This is a genomic window from Granulosicoccus antarcticus IMCC3135, assembly GCF_002215215.1.
Taxonomy (GTDB): Bacteria; Pseudomonadota; Gammaproteobacteria; order Granulosicoccales; family Granulosicoccaceae; genus Granulosicoccus; species Granulosicoccus antarcticus.
Genome location: NZ_CP018632.1, coordinates 1,097,245 through 1,116,492, shown reverse-complemented (window position 1 = coordinate 1,116,492; position 19,248 = coordinate 1,097,245). Strand labels below are relative to the sequence as shown.

At 55.1% G+C, this 19,248-nt stretch carries 16 protein-coding genes; 7 read left to right on the top strand and 9 right to left on the bottom strand.

The genetic code is table 11. The features are described from left to right. The first annotated feature begins 44 nt into the window (after positions 1–44). The 3 genes from IMCC3135_RS04730 (at position 45) to glnG (ending at position 3,286) form a co-directional block, all read left to right on the top strand. A complete protein-coding gene (locus IMCC3135_RS04730) occupies positions 45–620 on the top strand; it encodes a hypothetical protein (RefSeq protein WP_088916553.1) in 576 nt (191 codons plus the stop codon). Positions 621–794: 174 nt separating this feature from the next. Further along, the gene (glnL, locus tag IMCC3135_RS04725) at positions 795–1,868 is read left to right on the top strand and encodes a nitrogen regulation protein NR(II) (protein WP_236994746.1); all 1,074 of its coding nucleotides are present in this window, start codon (positions 795–797) and stop codon (positions 1,866–1,868) included. Further along, a complete protein-coding gene (gene glnG / locus IMCC3135_RS04720; RefSeq protein ID WP_088916551.1) occupies positions 1,865–3,286 on the top strand; it encodes a nitrogen regulation protein NR(I) in 1,422 nt (473 codons plus the stop codon). Before glnL ends, glnG begins: the two co-directional genes overlap by 4 nt. A gap of 77 nt (positions 3,287–3,363) precedes the next feature. Here glnG and IMCC3135_RS04715 read toward each other — a convergent pair whose 3' ends face one another. From IMCC3135_RS04715 to holA, 8 genes are all read right to left on the bottom strand, one after another. Continuing rightward, a complete protein-coding gene (locus IMCC3135_RS04715; protein WP_088916550.1) occupies positions 3,364–4,584 on the bottom strand; it encodes an ATP-grasp domain-containing protein in 1,221 nt (406 codons plus the stop codon). Positions 4,585–4,674: 90 nt separating this feature from the next. Then, positions 4,675–5,406 (bottom strand): esterase family protein, encoded by a 732-nt coding sequence (locus IMCC3135_RS04710; protein WP_088916549.1) that lies wholly within the window; start codon positions 5,404–5,406, stop codon positions 4,675–4,677. Positions 5,407–5,418: 12 nt separating this feature from the next. Continuing rightward, positions 5,419–6,675, bottom strand: a complete 1,257-nt coding sequence (locus IMCC3135_RS04705; protein ID WP_088916548.1) for an ATP-grasp domain-containing protein — start codon at positions 6,673–6,675, stop codon at positions 5,419–5,421. A gap of 25 nt (positions 6,676–6,700) precedes the next feature. Then, positions 6,701–7,843 carry an alpha/beta hydrolase gene (locus IMCC3135_RS04700; protein WP_088916547.1) on the bottom strand — a complete coding sequence of 381 codons (1,143 nt, stop codon included), beginning with the start codon at positions 7,841–7,843 and terminating at the stop codon, positions 6,701–6,703. Positions 7,844–7,868: 25 nt separating this feature from the next. After that, a complete protein-coding gene (locus IMCC3135_RS04695; RefSeq protein ID WP_088916546.1) occupies positions 7,869–9,044 on the bottom strand; it encodes a carboxylate-amine ligase in 1,176 nt (391 codons plus the stop codon). A 126-nt stretch (positions 9,045–9,170) separates the two neighbouring features. Further along, the gene (locus tag IMCC3135_RS04690) at positions 9,171–9,860 is read right to left on the bottom strand and encodes a type II secretion system protein (RefSeq protein WP_088916545.1); all 690 of its coding nucleotides are present in this window, start codon (positions 9,858–9,860) and stop codon (positions 9,171–9,173) included. A gap of 181 nt (positions 9,861–10,041) precedes the next feature. Then, positions 10,042–11,436: an asparagine--tRNA ligase gene (gene asnS / locus IMCC3135_RS04685; protein ID WP_088916544.1), complete on the bottom strand. Its 1,395-nt coding sequence runs from the start codon at positions 11,434–11,436 to the stop codon at positions 10,042–10,044. Beyond that, positions 11,433–12,476 carry a DNA polymerase III subunit delta gene (gene holA / locus IMCC3135_RS04680; RefSeq protein ID WP_088916543.1) on the bottom strand — a complete coding sequence of 348 codons (1,044 nt, stop codon included), beginning with the start codon at positions 12,474–12,476 and terminating at the stop codon, positions 11,433–11,435. The genes asnS and holA overlap by 4 nt, the downstream gene beginning before the upstream one ends. 67 nt (positions 12,477–12,543) lie before the next feature. Here holA and IMCC3135_RS04675 point away from each other — a divergent pair, with 67 nt between their 5' ends. Further along, positions 12,544–13,590: a quinone-dependent dihydroorotate dehydrogenase gene (locus tag IMCC3135_RS04675; protein ID WP_236994745.1), complete on the top strand. Its 1,047-nt coding sequence runs from the start codon at positions 12,544–12,546 to the stop codon at positions 13,588–13,590. A 20-nt stretch (positions 13,591–13,610) separates the two neighbouring features. Beyond that, entirely contained in the window at positions 13,611–14,570 is a 960-nt protein-coding gene (locus IMCC3135_RS04670) for an acetyltransferase (RefSeq protein WP_088916541.1), read from the top strand. Between the two features lie 34 nt (positions 14,571–14,604). On the opposite strand, the gene IMCC3135_RS04665 is transcribed toward IMCC3135_RS04670, so the two are convergent. Further along, a complete protein-coding gene (locus IMCC3135_RS04665; protein WP_088916540.1) occupies positions 14,605–15,528 on the bottom strand; it encodes a histone deacetylase family protein in 924 nt (307 codons plus the stop codon). A gap of 142 nt (positions 15,529–15,670) precedes the next feature. Here IMCC3135_RS04665 and IMCC3135_RS04660 point away from each other — a divergent pair, with 142 nt between their 5' ends. Next, a complete protein-coding gene (locus tag IMCC3135_RS04660) occupies positions 15,671–18,331 on the top strand; it encodes a bifunctional acetate--CoA ligase family protein/GNAT family N-acetyltransferase (RefSeq protein ID WP_088916539.1) in 2,661 nt (886 codons plus the stop codon). Further along, on the top strand, positions 18,328–19,200 hold the full coding sequence (locus IMCC3135_RS04655; RefSeq protein ID WP_088916538.1) for an alpha/beta fold hydrolase: 873 nt from the start codon (positions 18,328–18,330) through the stop codon (positions 19,198–19,200). Before IMCC3135_RS04660 ends, IMCC3135_RS04655 begins: the two co-directional genes overlap by 4 nt. Positions 19,201–19,248: the final 48 nt, after the last annotated feature.

Below are 19,248 nucleotides of genomic sequence, written 5' to 3'. Positions count from 1 at the left end.
AGCTCAAGCGTTGCAGATGGTGTGGAAAATGCACACTTCCGCACATGAAAACAACGACTCGCAGACACACAGCGCCCTTGGCAAGGGCAGTATCACTCCTTTCGCTGAGCCTGCTGGCAGTGTTCACGGGCCTGAGCTTTGCTGAAGAAAGTCCGATCTACAAGAGCATCGCCGAGGATGGCTCTACGATCTTTACTGATCAGCCGGCAGCCGATGCCACCATCATCAAGCCACCCCCGCTGAACGTGATGGATGCGGTGGCAACAAAACCGACCACGGCTGGCGCGCCGACATCTGGAGTACAACCGTCAGCGATTATCGAAAACGTGGTTATTGATCAGCCGACGCACCAGCAAACCTTCAATGATCCCAAGGATCCGATCTGGGTACAGTTCAATACCTCACCGGCAAAATCACTACCAACAGGAATCACGGCAAATATCCGGGTTGACGGGATATTGGTGGTGACTGGCAATCGCCATCGCATGCCTATTGATGCCCCGATTCGAGGAGCGCATCAAATTCAGGTACAGCTGGTTGATGAGAGCGGCTCGATCATTGCCGAATCTGAACTTGTCGAAATTTTCGTCAAGCAGCATGTTGCAGGTGGTGTGAATTAACCAAATAGCACCAATTTAGTGCAATACTGAATGCAACAGCACTGAAATGGTGCGGATCATTATTGCTTGATGAAAGCCACCACCTTTTAAGTTGTTGAATAAATTGACTTAAAATTTATCTGGTCACGCAATTCTAACCGCTCCCAAGGGGTGCGTAAATTGCAGATTGTAGACGTGACCATTTATCCTGTGCCCTCAACGGCAACCGAAATCAACCTGCTCGACTCGCTGGCCAGTGCTGTGATAGCGATAGACGATGCAATGCGAATTCGCTATCTGAATAGTTCCGCAGAGCAACTGCTGGGTGTGAGTGCGCGACGCGTAACCAACCAGCGACTGACTCGCGCACTAACCATCCCGGACTCCCTGTTTGCACGCATCCGTGATGCCTTGCTCAGCGGCCAGCCTTTTACTGACCGACAGGTTTCGGTTGAACCGCATGGGCGCGATCCGCAAGTGGTTGATCTGTCCTTGTCCCCGTATCGCCTCAATGAGAAGCGGGTCGGACTCATTATTGAAATCAATACGGTTGATCGTCCGTTGCGCATCGCTCGAGACGAGGCGATGAAAGCACAACAGGAGCACGCGCGTTCTCTGCTGCGCGGCCTGGCTCACGAAATCAAGAACCCGCTGGGTGGACTACGTGGTGCAGCCCAGCTTCTGGATCGACAATTACCCGATCCCGAACTCAGCGAATACACGAAAATCATCATTCGTGAGGCAGATCGGCTGCAAGGCCTGATAGATCGCATGCTAGGACCCACGACTCGCCCCCGCCGCGATGTCGTTAATCTGCATGAGGTACTCGAACACGTACGCAAGATTGTCATTGCAGGCGCCCCGGAAGGCGTCCAGGTGCGCTTCGACTACGACCCAAGCATTCCTGAATGTCTGACCGATCGAGACCGCCTGGTGCAAGTCATTCTGAATATTGCAGGCAACGCTCTGCAGGCCATTGATGCCGCCGGCAAGATCGTCTTTCGTTCACGCATCATCAGTAATTTCACGATCGGAGGCACGCGCCACGCACTGGTTGCCTGCATCCAGATTATCGACAATGGCCACGGCGTGCCAGAAGCACTCATTGATCAAATTTTCTTCCCCATGGTTACTGGCACCGACCACGGCACCGGACTCGGTTTATCCATCGCGCAATCGACGATGAACCAGCTCGGCGGCCTGATCGAATGCACCAGCGAACCGGGCAACACCATTTTCACTGTTCTAATTCCAATGGAGATCGCATGAGCGACGAATACGTCTGGGTCATAGATGATGACCAATCGATCCGCTGGGTACTGGAAAAAACCCTTAAGCAGGCTGGCATGCAGGTTAATGTCTTCGAGTCTGCTGACGAGGCATTGGATGCCATGCGCGGTAATGCACTAGCCCCTGATGCAGTCATCAGTGACATCCGCATGCCAGGTTCGGACGGTCTGTCCCTGCTGGACCAGATGAAACGCACACACCCGGAATTACCGGTACTGATCATGACCGCATTTTCGGATCTGGACAGTACGGTTGCAGCCTTCGAACGCGGCGCTTTCGAATACATACCCAAGCCCTTTGATGTGGACAACGTCATTGAGCAGGTGCGCCGTGCCTGCAACTCCCAGAAAGAACACCGCAACCAGATCAGCGGTGCTGCCGCCAAGGTCAAAGTCGTTCAAAAACCCGATGAGCCACCGGAGCTGATCGGTGATGCACCTGCCATGCAGGATGTCTTCAAGGCGATCGGGCGCCTGTCGCGCTCCAAGATAACCGTATTGATCAATGGTGAGAGCGGCACCGGCAAGGAGCTGATTGCACACGCTTTGCACCGCCACAGCCCTCGTTCCGAACAGCCCTTTGTGGCATTGAACATGGCAGCCATTCCGCACGATCTGATGGAATCAGAATTGTTCGGTCATGAGAAAGGCGCTTTTACCGGAGCTCAGAGCACACGCATCGGTCGTTTCGAACAATCGGACGGTGGCACCCTCTTCCTCGATGAGATCGGCGACATGCCAGCCACATTGCAAACCCGACTGCTGCGAGTACTGGCCGACGGTCAGTTCTATCGTGTCGGTGGCCATACACCCATTACCGTGGATGTCAGAATCATTGCTGCCACTCATCAGGATCTGGAGCAGCTCGTCGAGGACAAGCGCTTTCGCGAAGATTTGTTCCATCGCCTGAACGTTATCCGCATCGAGGCACCACCGCTGCGCGATCGTCGCGAAGATATTCCGCGTCTGCTCAAGCATTTTCTGGCCAAGGCGGCAGAAGAGTTGGGGGAAGAGGCGAAAGTCATGACACCAGCCTTCGAAGCCTATGTCAGCTCATTGAGCTGGCCGGGTAATGTTCGCCAGCTACAGAATACCGCTCACTGGCTGACAGTCATGGCCAGCACCACCGAGCTGACAGCCGAAGATATGCCAGCCCAGGTGCAGGACTCACCCTCGCAGCGTGATGTGGATTGGGAAAGCGGCCTGCGTCAGTGGGCCAATCGACAACTGCATGACGGCCACAGCGACCTGCTGGGCATCGCGCAGCCAGCTGTCGAGCGTATCCTCATTCAATGTGCACTGAACAAGACACAGGATCGTCGCCAGGAAGCTGCACGTCTGATTGGCTGGGGTCGCAACACACTGACCCGCAAGATCAAGGAACTGGAAATCGATTAATCTGCCGAATTCTGGCTGGTGAACCGACTACGGATTAACCAGCCAAATCGAGCACTTTAAACATGGGGCTGTCTGTATCAGCCAGCACGAACCTGGACCCGCTCGCCAATATCATTGAGGATATGGCGTAGCTGGTCGTAGTCTTCATGCCGCACCCGTAACCAGGCATTGGCCATATATCCGGCCTCAACACTTTGAGTCGGCGTGCCAGGCTCAGGAAAATACTGTTCGACGATATTTTCGCCATATTGTTTGAAGATATCTTCAACCCCCTCATAGCTGAAGATGTTGCCGTCGCGATCGGGTCGTAGTGCAATGATGCCGCAACTGTAGCGTCGTGACGCCTGCTGGTCGGTACGCGAGTGACAGACCGCAATGGCCCACTCCCGGTACAGATCAAATTCATTACCCGAGCAATAGCTTTCCCATTGACCCACACCGGGGGGACGGCAACCTATTTCCGAGAAGCGCAGGCCCTTCGGCCCGTAGAACCACTCCATATGGGTTGCAGAGGTCTGCAGTCCAAGGGCCTCAATGACGCGCCTGCCCATGGCTTTGATCTCTTCGTAACCCGGATCATCAATCCGATTGGTGGAAATGATCTGTGGCGATATCCAGCGTGCCCGCATGGCTTCCAGCACGTTGGGGTAGTAATGGCTGATGAACTCGTGGCCGACCTCGCCGTTCACGGTCAGCGTGTCATAGAAACCTTCATGCCCTTCAACAAACTCCTCGACAGCCACAGCGGCGCCGTCAGCCAGTCCGCACAGCTGCGCTATATGCAGCAATTCCTCTTCATCATTGGCTCGATAAGTCCCTGCGGCACCCGCCGCATCTCTGGGCTTGATGATGATCGGGTAACCAACAGCACCGGCAAATTCGATAGCTTCACGGATGCTGTTCAAACCCGCGGATGCCGCCATGGCGATACCCGCCTCACGCAGCACATCTTTCATGGCGACTTTGTCGCGACACAAATAGGCGGTGCGCGCCGAGGTGCCCGGAATACCGCAACGTTCGCGCACATGGGCTGCTGGCAGAACATGCGCCTCGACGACCGCTTCCAGGCGGTCCACCCACTGGACTTCCTGCGCCTGTCGTACCGCCCACTCCAGAGCGGCTTCATCGGTAACGGATTCTATCTGTTGATAAGAGCCCAACCAGGAGCGCGTCTCCTCGTCCATCCACTCATAGGGCCGTTCGCCAATGCCAATGACATGGGCACCCATCTGTGCCAGTGCACGCACAAACTGTCGCTGATTAGCGGGAAAGCCAGGTTCGATGAATATCACGTTCATGTGTATACGTCTTCCAGTTCGGACAATCCGGTTGAAGCAGGGCTGGGTACAAGCCCTGCTTTTGAATTCAGGTATTACTGCCAAGGTAAATCAATCCACTAGCTCATCCAGATAGAGAGGCAACATCTCACGCCATGTCGCCCAGTCATGATGATGCTCATGGCTCCACGCATCGGCACGATTAGGTATGCCACAGGCACCCAGAGTATTGGCCATCTGCCAGGACTCATCCGCACTCTCCCACAGCCCCTGACCGAACGGCAGCAAGACCAGACGCGTGCGCAAGGTCTCGAGCATATCCCCGGGCTCAAGGTTGGGCAGAAACTGCAGTGGCGTTGACAGGTAGTAGTCTGCATTGCCCTTGAATCCCATCAGTTTTTCAAGGTCGTAGGTGCCACTCATGCCAATCGCTGCACGAAAGATAGCGGGATAACGGCACAACATGGCGACCGCGTTGAAGGCACCAATAGAGGCACCGGCGGTGATCAGCTCCTGCCAGTTTCCTCCACAATCTTCGGCGATGGCCGGCACCACTTCATGCACCAGATACTCGCCTGTCTGCTTGAGTAGCCAGCAGCGGTGCTCAACCGAGCCTGCCTGTTCTGCCAGAGCACGCCCCGCCACGCTATCGAAGGAGTACACCTTGATGCGCCCCGCATCGATCAACGGCTGAACGGCTTCGATGAGATGCATGCGCTCCACCTCTTCCGCATCCCCCCCAGCAGTGGGAAACAGCACGACCGGCTGCCCCCAGTGTCCCCAGCGAGCAAGCGTTATTTCCTCTTCGAGACGGGATGAATACCAACGAGTGACTTTTTTCATGAGCCTGAAATCCTAGAAACCATCGGGATCACCCTGACTGCCTTCCGCCGCACGCCAATCCTGGATACGCTGCCAGAACAGCTCAGTGAACTCCTCTATTTCATGACTCGGGAACAGCGCTGAGACTTTCTGGTGAATGGCATCCTTCATGACATCGGAGGCGAAAAAGTCATAGGCCAACTCATCCAGGTGGGACAGATGGGTCTGACAGAACTCGCGGAACCGCTCCGTTTCGAATCGTTCATGGGATAATTTGGCGTAAGCGGAAAGCTTCTCTCGTTGCGATATATCCTTATCGGCAATGGCAAAGTAGGGATCCCAGTCAAGATTCTTGCGCATCGAACGACCCGTTGCTGCACAAAAAACAGACCATCTCAGGTTGGCCTTGATCAGCCAGGGAAAGTGATAATGCAAGGATGTCACCTGACTATCCGGGCAGGCATTGGCAAAATCTATCGGGTGCCAGATACCATCGCGACGCAGGGCTTCACAGGAGTTGAAATCCCAGCCAAAAAAACTGTTGATGGTCACTGTCATGTCTTCCAGTACAGAAGAATCGTCAGCGTCCAGAAAATTGATATCCGCACGATAGCGATCGTGTAGTGCAGCCGATGGGTCATAGTTGACTTTTCGCATCTGCGGCCCCAGGCCGACACAGCGAACAAACCAGTCATGTGGCAGAACCGCGGACTGCAGATTCATGACCTCCTTACCGCTTTCATCATAAGCGCGATTGAACTCATCAAGATTGTCTATCTTGGAGACGCCCTTCCAGCCACCGCCGTGATAGGGCTTCATGAAAAACGGATAGCCCAGTTCGTTGCCGATGTCTTCCATTGAAAACATGCGAGCGTATTTTCTCAGGGTTTCCTGCAGATCCTCTGACTCTTCGTAAGCCTTGGGTGGCATCATCCAGGTTTCTGGTACTGGCATGCCCAGACGCATCATGGCTGCGTATGAGGTATGTTTTTCGTTTGACTGAAGCGACCAGGGATTGTTGTATACGTAGAGATCATCCAACAGGATGCCCTTCTTGATCCATTCCCGGCTGGTGGAATACCAGTGTGTCAGACGATCGACAACCACATCGTAGGATACCGGCTGCTGCAGATTGAACGGTTCGATGGTCACCCGTTCCGAGGCGAAGCTCAGCCGCTCACCACCATGACGAATATCCAGCTTCAGATCATTCAACAGAGTCTCATAACAGATGGGCCAACAAATATCGGCACCCAGTGACAATCCGATTTTTACAGTACGTTCTGTCATCTCAACTCCCTGTGTTGTCAGTAAGTCAGTGCTTTAGCACCCACACCAATCCATCTCGTAACTGGTCGCGCCAGTTGTGCCAGTGATGTCCATCCCAGGCACTTTTAAATAAAACACTTACGCCGATTTCTTGCAAGAGTTTTGCAAGCGCCTCGTTTTCAGAAGCCAGTCCTTCCAGCTCGCCCGTGGATACAAAGGCTCGCAATTCTGGCTTGCCAGGTGAACGTCTGACCGCTCTGACCAGACGTGCCACTCGCTCGAACACCGGATGTTGACGTCCCTCGAGTTTCTTTTCATCAAGAATAAATGAGCCGGACTGCAAGACTGCCCCGCCGAACACACCCGGATAACGAAATATCGTCGCCAGAGAAACAACTGCACCGAGACTGGCACCGAGCAGCACACGATCCTCACTGCGCTCGGATAAGCGGAAACTACTTTCAAGTTGTGGCAACAGATCGTAGACCAGATATCGGGCATGGCGATGGCCACGTGCATACTCGGACAGCCTGTCGTGTGTCTGCACCAGAGCCACAATGACAGGAGGGATGGTACCCGAGGCAATCAGATTGTCCAGTGAGGTGGCAAGATCTGCATAGGTAATGAAATCAGCACCATCGTGTATGACCAGCAAGCGATAGGCGGTGTCAGGATCATGCTGGGCCGGCAGATAAATCTGCTCGTTACGGGTTTGTTCGAAGACCGTACTCTCAACCGGAAACGGTATGATCGTACCGGCCTCTGCGCCTTGAGGCTTGCTCCATTCAGGCTGTGAATAACCGTAGGTACGACAGACCGAGTTCTCACCAAAAGGGTCACCTGCGCGGGCCTGATTCAGCGGATCGATCAACCACTCCTCATTGCCATCGCGCTCGACTCCCAGCTTGTATTCAAACCTTCCACCATCCTTGACCGGCAGGTTCAGTAACCACAATGGTGTATTCGGGACCTGTTCGAATGCTGCCCGATCGACGCCGCCATGAATCCAGCGCAACAGAGTCACCTGACTGGCATCGCCCACCCAGACAAACGTTGCACAGCCCGGGGCCGCCAACGGAAAAGTTTGCGTGACGGTGAACTGCTGCAGGCGTTCCGGTGTGAGCGGCTGGGCCAGCAGCTCACTCACAGCCGGGTGGGGTTCGCCGTCAGGCAACAAGGAGTTGGACACAGGCGATGGATTCTATTGAAGTTGGTTAACTGATTTCAGCCTGTCGCTCTTTTTGTGCAACAGGCCGGTGAGTATCGACAGGCGGGACGGATTCGGCAATCAGCCAGTCGACAACTGCCACCTGAGCCTCTCTGTCCGAGGAGCCCTTGGCAAGCATCTCATTATAGACGCGCAATTGCTGATCCGAACTGGCACCACGCCGAGCGATCTCGCGAGCGTGCTCCACCTCTTTGACGCAATCAAGGGTTTCGGCATGGGGTCGCAGCAGCTCTACCAATTCATCGATCAACTCAGGGAAAGCGACAGCCTCGCGTTTGCCGAAGTCACCCAGCATTGCATCCACACCATAGCGCTGGGCACGCCACTTGTTTTCAAGTATCAGAATGCGTCGGTACTGACGCCATCGCTGATTACTGGACTTGAGGTGCGTCAGAAAGGTCAAGAGTGATTGATAGATTGCAGCCACCGATACGGCGTCCTCAACCCAGGTACACACATCACAGATGCGTATCTCGAGTGTCGGATGACGCACGCTGGGGCGCAAATCCCACCAGATGCGTGAAGGGTCGTTGATCATGCCGCAGGCGGTCATGTCATCGATCATTTCGAGCCAGTCGTTCCAGTTGTCAAATTTTTCCGGCAAACCTGAACGCGGTAAATGCCCGGCAATGGTCGGTCGCATGGATTTGAGACCAGTATCAATACCTTCCCAAAAGGGCGAAGACCCACTCAAAGCCAGTAAATGCGGCATGAAGTAGCTGACCTGATTCATCAGATCAATGCGCAGGTCCTTATCGGGAATGCCCGCGTGCACGTGCATGCCGCAAATGGCCATGCGTCTGGCAATACTGGCCTGCTCGACACCCATGATGCGATAGCGTTCCATGTCGACCGGTTCCTGCTCACTCCACAGCGACCAGGGATGGGTGGATGCGGCAATGATGCAAAGATCGAAGTCGCGGGCAACAGAGGCCACACCTTGACGTAATTCCACCAGTTCAGAACGTGCCTGCGCCATGTTGCTACACACGCCAGTGCCTATTTCTATCTGGCTCTGTAACATCTCGTGCATGACCCGATCGCCCAGCAGAGCCTTGCAGCGATCCATGAAACCTGCCGCCTGGTGCTTCGCCAATTCACGCGATTGCGGATTCACCAGCAGATATTCTTCTTCAATACCAATCGTTACAGTGTCTGCCACAGCGGGACGCCTCCAGTCAAGTGCATGGGTCAAAATACAACGCCGCACTATTGATGATGATACTGCTTAACACCTCCGATGCTACAGCATTAATCAGGAACGTCAAATACTGAAGATTCGTTTTATCTAATCGCGCAACACTGCCGCACAATTTACGTTCGCCGATGCCAGATCCCATTGGCCATTACGTGTGCAGGCTGCCGCAAAGGTCCGATGCACGCGAAAGCGTCCGGTTTGTGGATTGCCATCGTCAAGCCTGGCATCGAGCTGCGACAGAATGCTTACCGGAACCTGGCTGCCTGTAAACAGTTCGTGTGCCGGCGTCTCGACATCCAGTGCCAACGCGCTGTGACTGATCTTGTAGTAACCGTTGAACGGATTCCTGGGACAGGTACTAGTAAGACAGACCGTATCGCTGAGTGTGCCAACCGATGCCGGCGAACCATCATAGTGACCGCTTATGAAACCGGCCAGCGCCAGCTGCTGCCAGACACCCGCCCGCTCAGCAGAGTCTGTGACCCTGCCATCGCCATTACCCGGCGTTGCGGCACTGTCAATCTGGGTATCCGCACGGGCAAAATCACCGGGGATTGAACGGTAGCGTTCCCGGAATGACAGCCAGGCCGTCTGGATTCCGGTCAGCTCAGAGTGCATGGAACGCACTCTTGCGCTATCGATCAAGGCCTGTCCCTTGAAGACACCTCCCATGATCAAACCGATGATAACCAGAACGATGGCCACTTCGACCAGGGTAAAACCCTGCACCCGTCGAAGTCCTGGCAAGATCGGAATAGTCCGGATTGGTCGCTTGTTCACTGTGTGCTTCTCCCTGGCGCCTGAAAAGAATAATCAAGCCTGTCAGGGCTTACAAGCCAAGCTACCCGGAGCACTCGTAATTCATACAGTGCCCGCCTGCCCAGAACCTGGCGACGGACACCGCTAACTGGCTGGTGAAAGAACAGCTTATTGCTTCACGAGCCCTTGATACTAGCGCGGATCAGAATGGCGCACTTCGCGGAACTCGTGGAAACGGGATCGCGTCACGAATATTTTCCATTCCGGTGATGTAGTTCAGCACCCGTTCGAAACCCATGCCAAAACCTGAATGAGGCGCGCTGCCATAGCGACGCAAATCACGATACCAGTCAAGCTCCTCGGTTAGCCCACGAGCTGCCAACTTGGCATCCAGTACCGACAATCGTTCTTCACGCTGACTACCGCCGATGATCTCGCCAATACCCGGTGCCAACACATCCATTGCGGCAACCGTTTTACCATCATCGTTTTCACGCATATAGAACGCCTTGATTTCCTTGGGATAGTTCTGCAGGATGATGGGGCGTCCGACATGCTCTTCGGCAAGCCAGCGTTCATGCTCGGACTGCAAGTCCAGCCCCCAACTGACCGGATATTCAAAAGATTTTCCACTCTTCTCCAGCAGCACTATCGCCTCACTGTAGTCCATTCGCTCAAAGCTTGATTCGGCCACATGCTGCAAACGTGTCAATGCATCCTTGTCGATCCGCTGGGCAAAGAATGCCATGTCATCTTCACGCTCTTCCAGTACCGCCTTGAACAGGTAGGTCAGGAAGTCTTCGGCCAATGCCGCATTGTCATCCAGATCGGCGAAAGCCATTTCCGGCTCCACCATCCAGAACTCTGCCAGGTGTCGACTGGTGTTCGAGTTCTCTGCCCGAAAGGTAGGCCCGAAGGTGTAGACCTTGCTCAAGGCGAGCGCATAACTTTCAGCATTGAGCTGCCCGGACACGGTGAGATAGGCTTCTCTGGCAAAAAAATCCTTGTCAAAATCCACCTTGCCTGCATCATTTTTAGGCGGGTTCAGGGCATCAAGCGTGCTGACGCGGAACAGCTCACCGGCCCCCTCACAGTCACTGGTGGTAATCAACGGTGTATTGACCCACTGAAACCTGCGTTCGCTGAAATAACGATGGATAGAGCTGGCAAGTGTCGATCGCACACGGCTGATGGCACCAAAAGCGTTGGTTCTGGGCCGCAGATGCGCCACCTGACGAAGATACTCGAACGTATGACGCTTCTTGGCTATCGGATATTGCTCCGGATCATCCACCTCACCCACGATGGTGACCTGGGTGGCCTGGACCTCTACCGACTGCCCCTGCCCCTCTGATGCCACCAGCGTGCCTGTGATCTGTACAGCAAAGCCGGAGGACAGGCGCTGGACATCACTCTGATAGTTGTCCAGCGTCTTGCCCGCTATGACCTGCAAGGTATCAAAGCAGGTCCCGTCATACAGGGCAATGAAGGATAAGCCCGCCTTGGAGTCGCGACGGCTGCGAACCCAGCCTTGCACTGTGACGGTTTGCCCGGTCGGGCTGGTGGCCAGAAGCTCTACGACATCTATCTTGTTCATACTGGAATACCGGAGTTTTTTCTCAGGGGAATCTCGCCATGACCGGCGAGCTCTGTCGTTAATGCAGCCAGTGAATCCCAGTGTGACCCGGAAGCCTGGCCCTTGATCTGTCGATCGATATGTGTACATGCCGACAACATGGACAACCAGGAACTGGCTGTATGACGCGTCAGCGCTTTCTTCAGTGGGGCCGTCCGGCTCTGCCAGACGCCCGCTGACTTCAAGGCCGCATCTTCGCTGGCACCTGCCTCGATTGACTCAGCCGCGCGCGCTCCGGCTCGAATCTCGTTGACCAGCGACCACAGTACCAGCACTTCGCTGACAGCCTCATCATGTAACCCTGCCAGTATACGCAGCGCACGCACGCTTTCGCCGTGCAATGCCGCAAGCGACAGATCACCAATGGAATAACGGGAGCTGTCACTGACCGCAGCCAGAATCTGATCACTACTCAGCTCACCTGCGGGATACAACAGGGCCAGACGTTCAACCTCCTGTCGTGCGGCCAGCAGATTACCTTCAACCCTGTCCGCAATCAGTTCCAGTGCATCGGCATCCGCATATAACCCTTTGGCTGCCAGTCGCTGCGTCAGCCATGCACCCAGCTGGGCCGCAGGAACAGGCCACACTGCCAAAGAGACTCCGACCTTGTCGATCGCCTTGAACCAGGCACTATTGGTGCCATTGCGATCCAGCTTGCTGCTGGTGATCAGTAACAGAATATCTGCAGGTGGATTGCTGCAGTACTTTTGCAATACCTCGCCACCGATACGCCCGGGCTTGCCGGTCGGCAGCCGCAGCTCAATCAGCCGCTGCTCGGCGAACAAGGAGAAACTGTCAGCGGCCTCTCGAAACGTGGACCAATCCGAATCATCAGCGATGGCGATGACCTGGCGTTCGTCAAATCCGGACTCTTTTGCCCGCACCCGTAAACGGTCGCCAATCTCCATAAGCTGTAACGGCTCATCGCCGTGCAGCAGGTACACAGGTGCCAGTGTCTTGCTTAAATGTGCTTCAAGTTTGTCGGGGTAGAGCTTCATGGCAGGCGGGGGTGTTTTCGAACGTGTAGCATACCCAAAATCCCCAACACTCACCGCGACCCTATCCGTGGAAAATAACGCCTACTCTCAGTCCCCGCGCGACCTGCTATTCAGCCTGGGACGCGCCATCCTTTTTGAAATGGACCCCGAAAAGGCCCATGACCTGGCTCTGCGCATGATGAGCCATGCTGCTGTGCAGCCGCGTCTGGCCTCTCGCTATGCGACAGCCAGCTCAGCGGTTCACTGTCTGGGCCAGACATTCGACAACCGCATTGGCCTGGCCGCAGGCCTGGACAAGAATGGTGACTACATCGACGCACTCGGCGCTATCGGCTTCGGGCATATAGAAATCGGCACTATCACGCCCAAGCCGCAACCGGGTAACCCCAAACCACGCATCTTCAGACTGACCCAGCATGGGGCACTGATCAATCGCTTCGGCTTCAACAACAAGGGCGTCGATCATCTGGTAGCCCAGGTCGAAAAACGTCGCTACACCGGTCGACTCGGCATCAACATCGGCAAGAATGCCGTGACATCGCTCAATGATGCCAACAATGATTACACCTATTGTCTGGAACGCGTCTATCCGCATGCCGACTATATTACGGTGAACATTTCATCACCCAATACGGTTGGCCTGCGCGACCTCCAGCATGGAGAGCGCCTGACCCGCCTGCTGGAGGAATTGAAGCAGACGCAATCGCGACTGGCCACCGCGCATGGAAAATATGTTCCTGTGCTGGTGAAAATTGCCCCGGACATGAGTGATGTCGAGCTGGATGGGTTCTGTCAGGCCGTACTGGCACATGAGCTTGACGGCGTCATCGCCGGCAATACTACCAGTGACCGGGCACCGGTAGAACACCACCTCTACGCTCGCGAGGCCGGTGGCCTCAGTGGAGCACCGATCAAGCCACTGGCCAACGAGCGACTACAGGCGGTAGCACAGCGACTGGCCGGTAAAACTGCTCTGATTGGCGTCGGTGGCGTCAGCTGTGGCAATGATGCGCAGGAGAAATTGTCGCTGGGTGCTGACCTGGTGCAACTCTATTCCGGACTCATCTACCATGGACCCGCGTTGGTTCGTGACTGTATCAACCGAACTAACTGATCTTTAGGACTATTCAAAACATGGCAACTATCGATGTTTTCAACGGCGATGCAGATGGTTTATGCGCGCTGCACCAACTCCGGCTGGCCGAACCTTGCCAAAGCACTCTGATCACCGGTGTCAAACGCGATATCGATCTGGTCAAGCAGGTCAAGGCACAAGCGGGTGATGCGGTCACCATTCTGGATATTTCACTGGACAAGAATCGGGACGCCCTGATCAACGTCCTGAATGATGGTGCCATTGTCCGGTATGCCGATCACCATTTTCCAGGCGATATCCCGGAGCATGAGAATCTGACGGTACATATCAATACGGATGCAGAAACCTGCACCGGTCTGATCGTCAATGAATTGCTCAATGGCGCTTTTCTGCCCTGGGCCGTTACCGCCGCTTTCGGCGACAATCTGTTGAGCACCGCCGAACAGGTGGCAGCCCCACTGACATTGACGGCAAACGAGCTTGAGCAACTGAAATCGCTCGGTACGCTGCTCAACTACAATGGCTACGGCTCAACACTGGACGATTTGTTCTTTCCACCCGCTGAGCTGTATCAACGATTGCAACCACACCAAAGCCCGTTCACATTCATCAATGAAGATACGGCCTTCACGACACTGTCTGAAGGATTTGCCAGTGATCACACCCGCGCTGTGTCCATCAGTCCTGAGCGCAGCGATGCAAATAACGCCATTTTCATTTTGCCCAACGAGCCTTTTGCCCGTCGAATCAGCGGCGTCTATGCCAATGAGCTGGCTCAGGCCAACCCCAGCCGTGCTCATGCACTACTCAGTGAGCTGGACGATGGTAGCTACCTGGTCAGCGTCCGAGCACCACTGAACAACCGGACCGGTGCTGATGAACTATGCCGTCAGTTCGAAACGGGCGGTGGTCGCAAAGCGGCCGCTGGTATCAATCGACTGCCAGCCAATGAGCTGGAGCGATTTGCCAACGCCATGCAAAAACAGTTTGCTGCCTGAGCCAGGGCTTACAAGCTGGCGGACTTGCCAAAGATCAAAGTCCAGCCAGCCCCCTGATGTGTGCCGTGGCGCATCGGCTTAACGCCGGCAAGGAATAACCACCTTCCAACATGGATACGATCCGCCCGTTACAGTGCCGATCCGCCACATCCATCAGCTTCTGCGTGATCCAGACATAATCTGGATCCAGCAGGCAGACGTTAGCCATGGGATCTTCCAGATGGGCATCGAAGCCTGCGCTGATAAACAGCATATCGGGCTTGAAAGCCTCCAGCGCCGGTAGCCAACTATTGCTGATCGCACCGCGAAAATCTGCGCTGTTACAGCCCGCCAGCAATGGCGTATTGACACGCTGATTGGAGACGTTGTCGCGAAAGCCGCCCGGATAGAACGGATGCTGGAAGGAGGAACAGAACAGGATGTTCGGATCTCCATCAACGATATCTTCGGTACCGTTGCCATGATGCACGTCAAAGTCAACGATAGCCACACGCTCCAGACCGTACTCGCGGATGGCATGCCGGGCAGCAATGGCAATATTGCCGAACAGGCAGAACCCCATGGCCCGGTTGCGCTCCGCATGATGGCCGGGCGGGCGAATCAGGCAAAAGGCATTGTTCACAGCACCACTCATCACCTTGTCTACTGCTACCACCCCAGAGCCGGCCCCGCGCAAACTGGCATCCAGCGTATGGGCGTTCATGGCCGTATCACCGTCAAGTTCAACCGTTCCGCTGCTCGGAGCTGAGTCATGAATATGATCAACATAGGCTTCACCGTGCGCCAGTAACAATTGCTCGCTGCTCGCCTTGGGAGCATCAAAGTGAATCAGATAATCATAAACATCCTGCTTTTTCAGCTGGTCACTAATGACATCAATGCGCTGCGGGCACTCGGGATGATCCGGACTGATTTCATGAAGCACAGAGACGGGGTGCGAGATCAGAGCTGTAGGCATTGGGCCTCCTATATGAGATACAAGTGTCTTTAATTTCAGACGTTCGAATCAAAACATCGTTAGCATGGGAGCTTACTACATGACACATGTGCAATGACACCTGTGCCCGCCTGTCCACCCTGGCCAAGGTACTATCTGATACATGTCGACATTACATCTTGACAAAATTCTCAATCCCGCCTCACTTGTTGTTGTGGGTGCCAGCGCTCGCGAGGAGTCGCCCGGCTACAAAGTGACCCGTAACCTGCTGCAAGGCAGTTACAAAGGCACACTGTTTCTGGTCAATCCGCGTTACAAGACGATTCTTGACGCCAGCTGCTACAGAACCATCGCCTCCTTGCCCGATGTGCCTGATCTGGCGATCATCATCACACCGGTTCGCCTGGTAAAGCACACCTTGAGGCAATGTGCACGCAAGGGCATTCAGGTCGCTCTGGTCATGTCAGGTGCACAGGACAACGCAGCCCTGCAAACCTACGCCAAGCGTCTTGGCATTCGCCTGATGGGTCCTTGCTGTGCGGGTCTCATCAGGCCACATATCGGCCTGAATGCCACGTACAGTCAAAACCGCATTGAAAAGGGCTCATTAGCGATCGTCTCTCAGTCTGCCTCGTTGGGCGCCGCCATGCTGGACTGGGCCGAGACCAGTGGCGTGGGTTTCTCAGCACTGCTGTCTTCCGGTGATGAGATCGACATATCTTTATCTGACCTGCTGGACCTGCTGGCAGATGACTGGCAAACCAAGGCCGTCATCGTCTACGTTGACCGGGTCAAAAGCAGTCGCAGTATGCTGAGTGCACTGAGCGCTACCGCCCGTCTCAAGCCCGTCGTCCTTATGAGTTCGGCTCAGGAAAGGGTGCGTTACTGTGATGCTCTGACCCGAACCGGTGAAGTGTATTCCTCAGAGAGCGTTTTTCAGGCAGCCTTGAGCCGTGCAGGTGTGGTGCGTATTCGCACTTTCCACAATCTGTTTGCGGCGGCCAGAACATTGGCAACCGGCATTCGCGTCAAAGGCAACCGACTCGCCATTGTCAGCAATGCCTCGGCACCTGCCATGATTGCACTGGATCGCATGAACCTGAAGCAGTTTCAGACGCCATTGCTTGACAAGCAAACACGGGGCATCCTGGACAAGAAGCTGAAAGGTCGATTCACTGGCTCCAATCCCATCGTGATTCGCAAGCCTTCCCGGCTTGCCGACTATTACACTCGCACTATCGAGACGTTACAGGGCCTTGACGACATCGACGCCATTCTGGTGATTTTCGTCCCGGACTGGCGCAATGATCCAAAAGCCATTGCCGAGAGTCTCAAACAACTATTACCCAGCAAGAAACCATTGCTGGCCTGTTGGATGGGTGATGCCAGTGTGCATGAATCACGAGACTTGCTGGCACTGGCCGGCATTCCCAGCTTTCGTACACCGGAAGGCTCAATCGATGGCTTTGACTTCCTGAACCGCTACTTTGTCAGCCAGCAGCTATTACTGCAACTGCCCAACCCGGCCTCACGCAGCACCCGCTCATCATTGGGACCCGCTCGTGCACTGATCAACACAGAACTCAAGGCGGGTGCACGTGTTCTTGGCCCGGTCAAGACTCGTACTCTTCTGGAGTATCTGGACATTCCGGTACTACAGACACTGCGGGCTGAATCGCTAAGCGAGGCGCTCGAGAAGGCGGCCACGATCGGCTACCCGGTCGCCATGAAACTGGTCTCACCCAATATCAGCTACAAGGCTTCGGTCATCGAGACACAGCTGGACATTGCGACCCCTGAAGCAGTGGCCACGGCCTGGCATGCTATCGAGGCACGGCTGCTGGAACGACGGCCCGAGGCCCACTTCAGAGGGGTCCAGCTGGAACCCATGTATGCACCGAAGAACTCGCGTTTTCTTGCACTGTCCGTCACACGCGACCCGACTTTCGGACCCGCGATATCGATCGGCGTCGGCGGCGATCTGACCGCCCTTGTCAGCCAGCGTGCCGTGCAGCTGCCGCCCTTGAATCGCTATCTGATCGATGATCTGCTCAAGTGCCGCGAAGTGCAGGTACACATGGGGGCCTTCCGGCACAGTGAGGCTGTCAACCAACGTCCCGTTGGACGTGTATTACGTCAGCTATCCGAGCTGGTCTGCGAGCTTCCGGATGTATTTTCAGTGGATATCAATCCGCTGGTCGTCAGTGAGGATGGCGCCATGGCCATGGATGTGCAAGTGGTGCTTGAACGAAACCAGAATCGAAAGCGCTACTCTCATCTGGCCATTCACCCCTACCCATGGCAATGGGTACGCCACGTCAATCTGAAAAACAATACTCCGGTACAACTGCGTCCCATCCGTCCCGAGGACGCCGAGTCCATTCGGACACTGGTACGCGACATGTCGCCAGAATCTCGCTACTTCCGCTTCATGCATGCTCTCAACGAGTTGTCGCCGCGCATGGTTGCACAGTTCACCAAGCTGGATTACGACCGGCAAATGGCCTTTGTTGCCACCGACCGTGCAGACAAAGTCGCCGGTGCCTGTCGATACATGATCAGCAATGACCGACTGGGTGGAGAATTTGCCATATCCATTAGTGAAGACTGGAAAGGCTATGGCCTGGCCTCCGCTTTGATGAGGCTCATGATCGAGCATGCAAGAGCCCAGGGCTTGCAGAATCTGCATGGTGATGTACTGCGTTCGAATAGTCCCATGCAGGCGCTCATGAGATCACTTGGCTTTACCAGCAAGCGCAATCCGGACGAACCCGAAGTCGTGATCTTCGAATACCAACTGGACGAACCCACAGAACATTCATGAGACCACAACTGGAATCGATCACTCTGCCGGTCGACGGGTCGATTGTTGCTGCCATTCGTCAACGCGACCCTGCTGCCGAAGCGGCACCACGAATGTTGTGCATCCACGGCTGGCTGGATAATGCCAACAGCTTCGTACCTTTAATGCCCTACCTGCCAGCTTTTGACCTGGTAGCGATAGATCTTCCGGGGCATGGCTACAGCGATGCCTTGCCGCAAGGCTATTCACTGCACGAGATGAGCTATCAACTGACAGCGGTCATCGAAGCCCTGGGCTGGACTGATTGCCACCTGGTCGGACACTCACTGGGCGGCACCATTGCAACTCTTTTATCGGTTGCCAACCCTGACATCGTCCAGAGCCTGACCCTGGTGGATAGCAGCGGCCCCTTGAGCGAAGAGGCAGACCAGTTACCGGTACGCATGGTGCGCGCCCTGCAGGATCGGCGTCGGCCGCAACGATTCACCTCACGTGTTTTTCCCAACAAGGAGAGCGCCATCAAAGCGCGCTTGAGTGCAGCGAAGATGCACCCCCATTCAGCCAAGCTCATCATTGACCGACAGCTGATGCAGACTGAAGAGGGTTATCGCTGGCGTTTTGATCCGCGCTGGCGCTACGCCTCATCGCAATATCAGACACAGGCGCAGGTGCAAGCCATATTGAGCGCTGTTGCCTGCAAGACATTGACAATCATTGCAGACGATGGCTTTCTGGCGAGCCGCGCCGATACCGAAGAGCGCCTGAACTGTCTACAGATGCGCCAGAGTACCAAGCTGCCTGGCCATCATCATCTACACATGGACACGCCCGAACCCGTCGCAGCCTCGATCAATCGCTTTCTCGAGGCATTACCGGATCTGGGTGGCTGAGCATCGCCACTGTACTTACGTCGAGTTGTGCCCTACAGGCAGGAACCC

Bases quoted from the DNA above. Each gene is read 5' to 3' on its own strand.
- IMCC3135_RS04730 (WP_088916553.1), top strand. From the start codon at position 45: ATGAAAACAACGACTCGCAGACACACAGCGCCCTTGGCAAGGGCAGTA.
- glnG (WP_088916551.1), top strand. From the start codon at position 1,865: ATGAGCGACGAATACGTCTGGGTCATAGATGATGACCAATCGATCCGC.
- IMCC3135_RS04715 (WP_088916550.1), bottom strand. From the start codon at position 4,584: ATGAACGTGATATTCATCGAACCTGGCTTTCCCGCTAATCAGCGACAG.
- IMCC3135_RS04710 (WP_088916549.1), bottom strand. From the start codon at position 5,406: ATGAAAAAAGTCACTCGTTGGTATTCATCCCGTCTCGAAGAGGAAATA.
- IMCC3135_RS04705 (WP_088916548.1), bottom strand. From the start codon at position 6,675: ATGACAGAACGTACTGTAAAAATCGGATTGTCACTGGGTGCCGATATT.
- asnS (WP_088916544.1), bottom strand. From the start codon at position 11,436: ATGAACAAGATAGATGTCGTAGAGCTTCTGGCCACCAGCCCGACCGGG.
- holA (WP_088916543.1), bottom strand. From the start codon at position 12,476: ATGAAGCTCTACCCCGACAAACTTGAAGCACATTTAAGCAAGACACTG.
- IMCC3135_RS04670 (WP_088916541.1), top strand. From the start codon at position 13,611: ATGGCAACTATCGATGTTTTCAACGGCGATGCAGATGGTTTATGCGCG.
- IMCC3135_RS04665 (WP_088916540.1), bottom strand. From the start codon at position 15,528: ATGCCTACAGCTCTGATCTCGCACCCCGTCTCTGTGCTTCATGAAATC.
- IMCC3135_RS04660 (WP_088916539.1), top strand. From the start codon at position 15,671: ATGTCGACATTACATCTTGACAAAATTCTCAATCCCGCCTCACTTGTT.
- IMCC3135_RS04655 (WP_088916538.1), top strand. From the start codon at position 18,328: ATGAGACCACAACTGGAATCGATCACTCTGCCGGTCGACGGGTCGATT.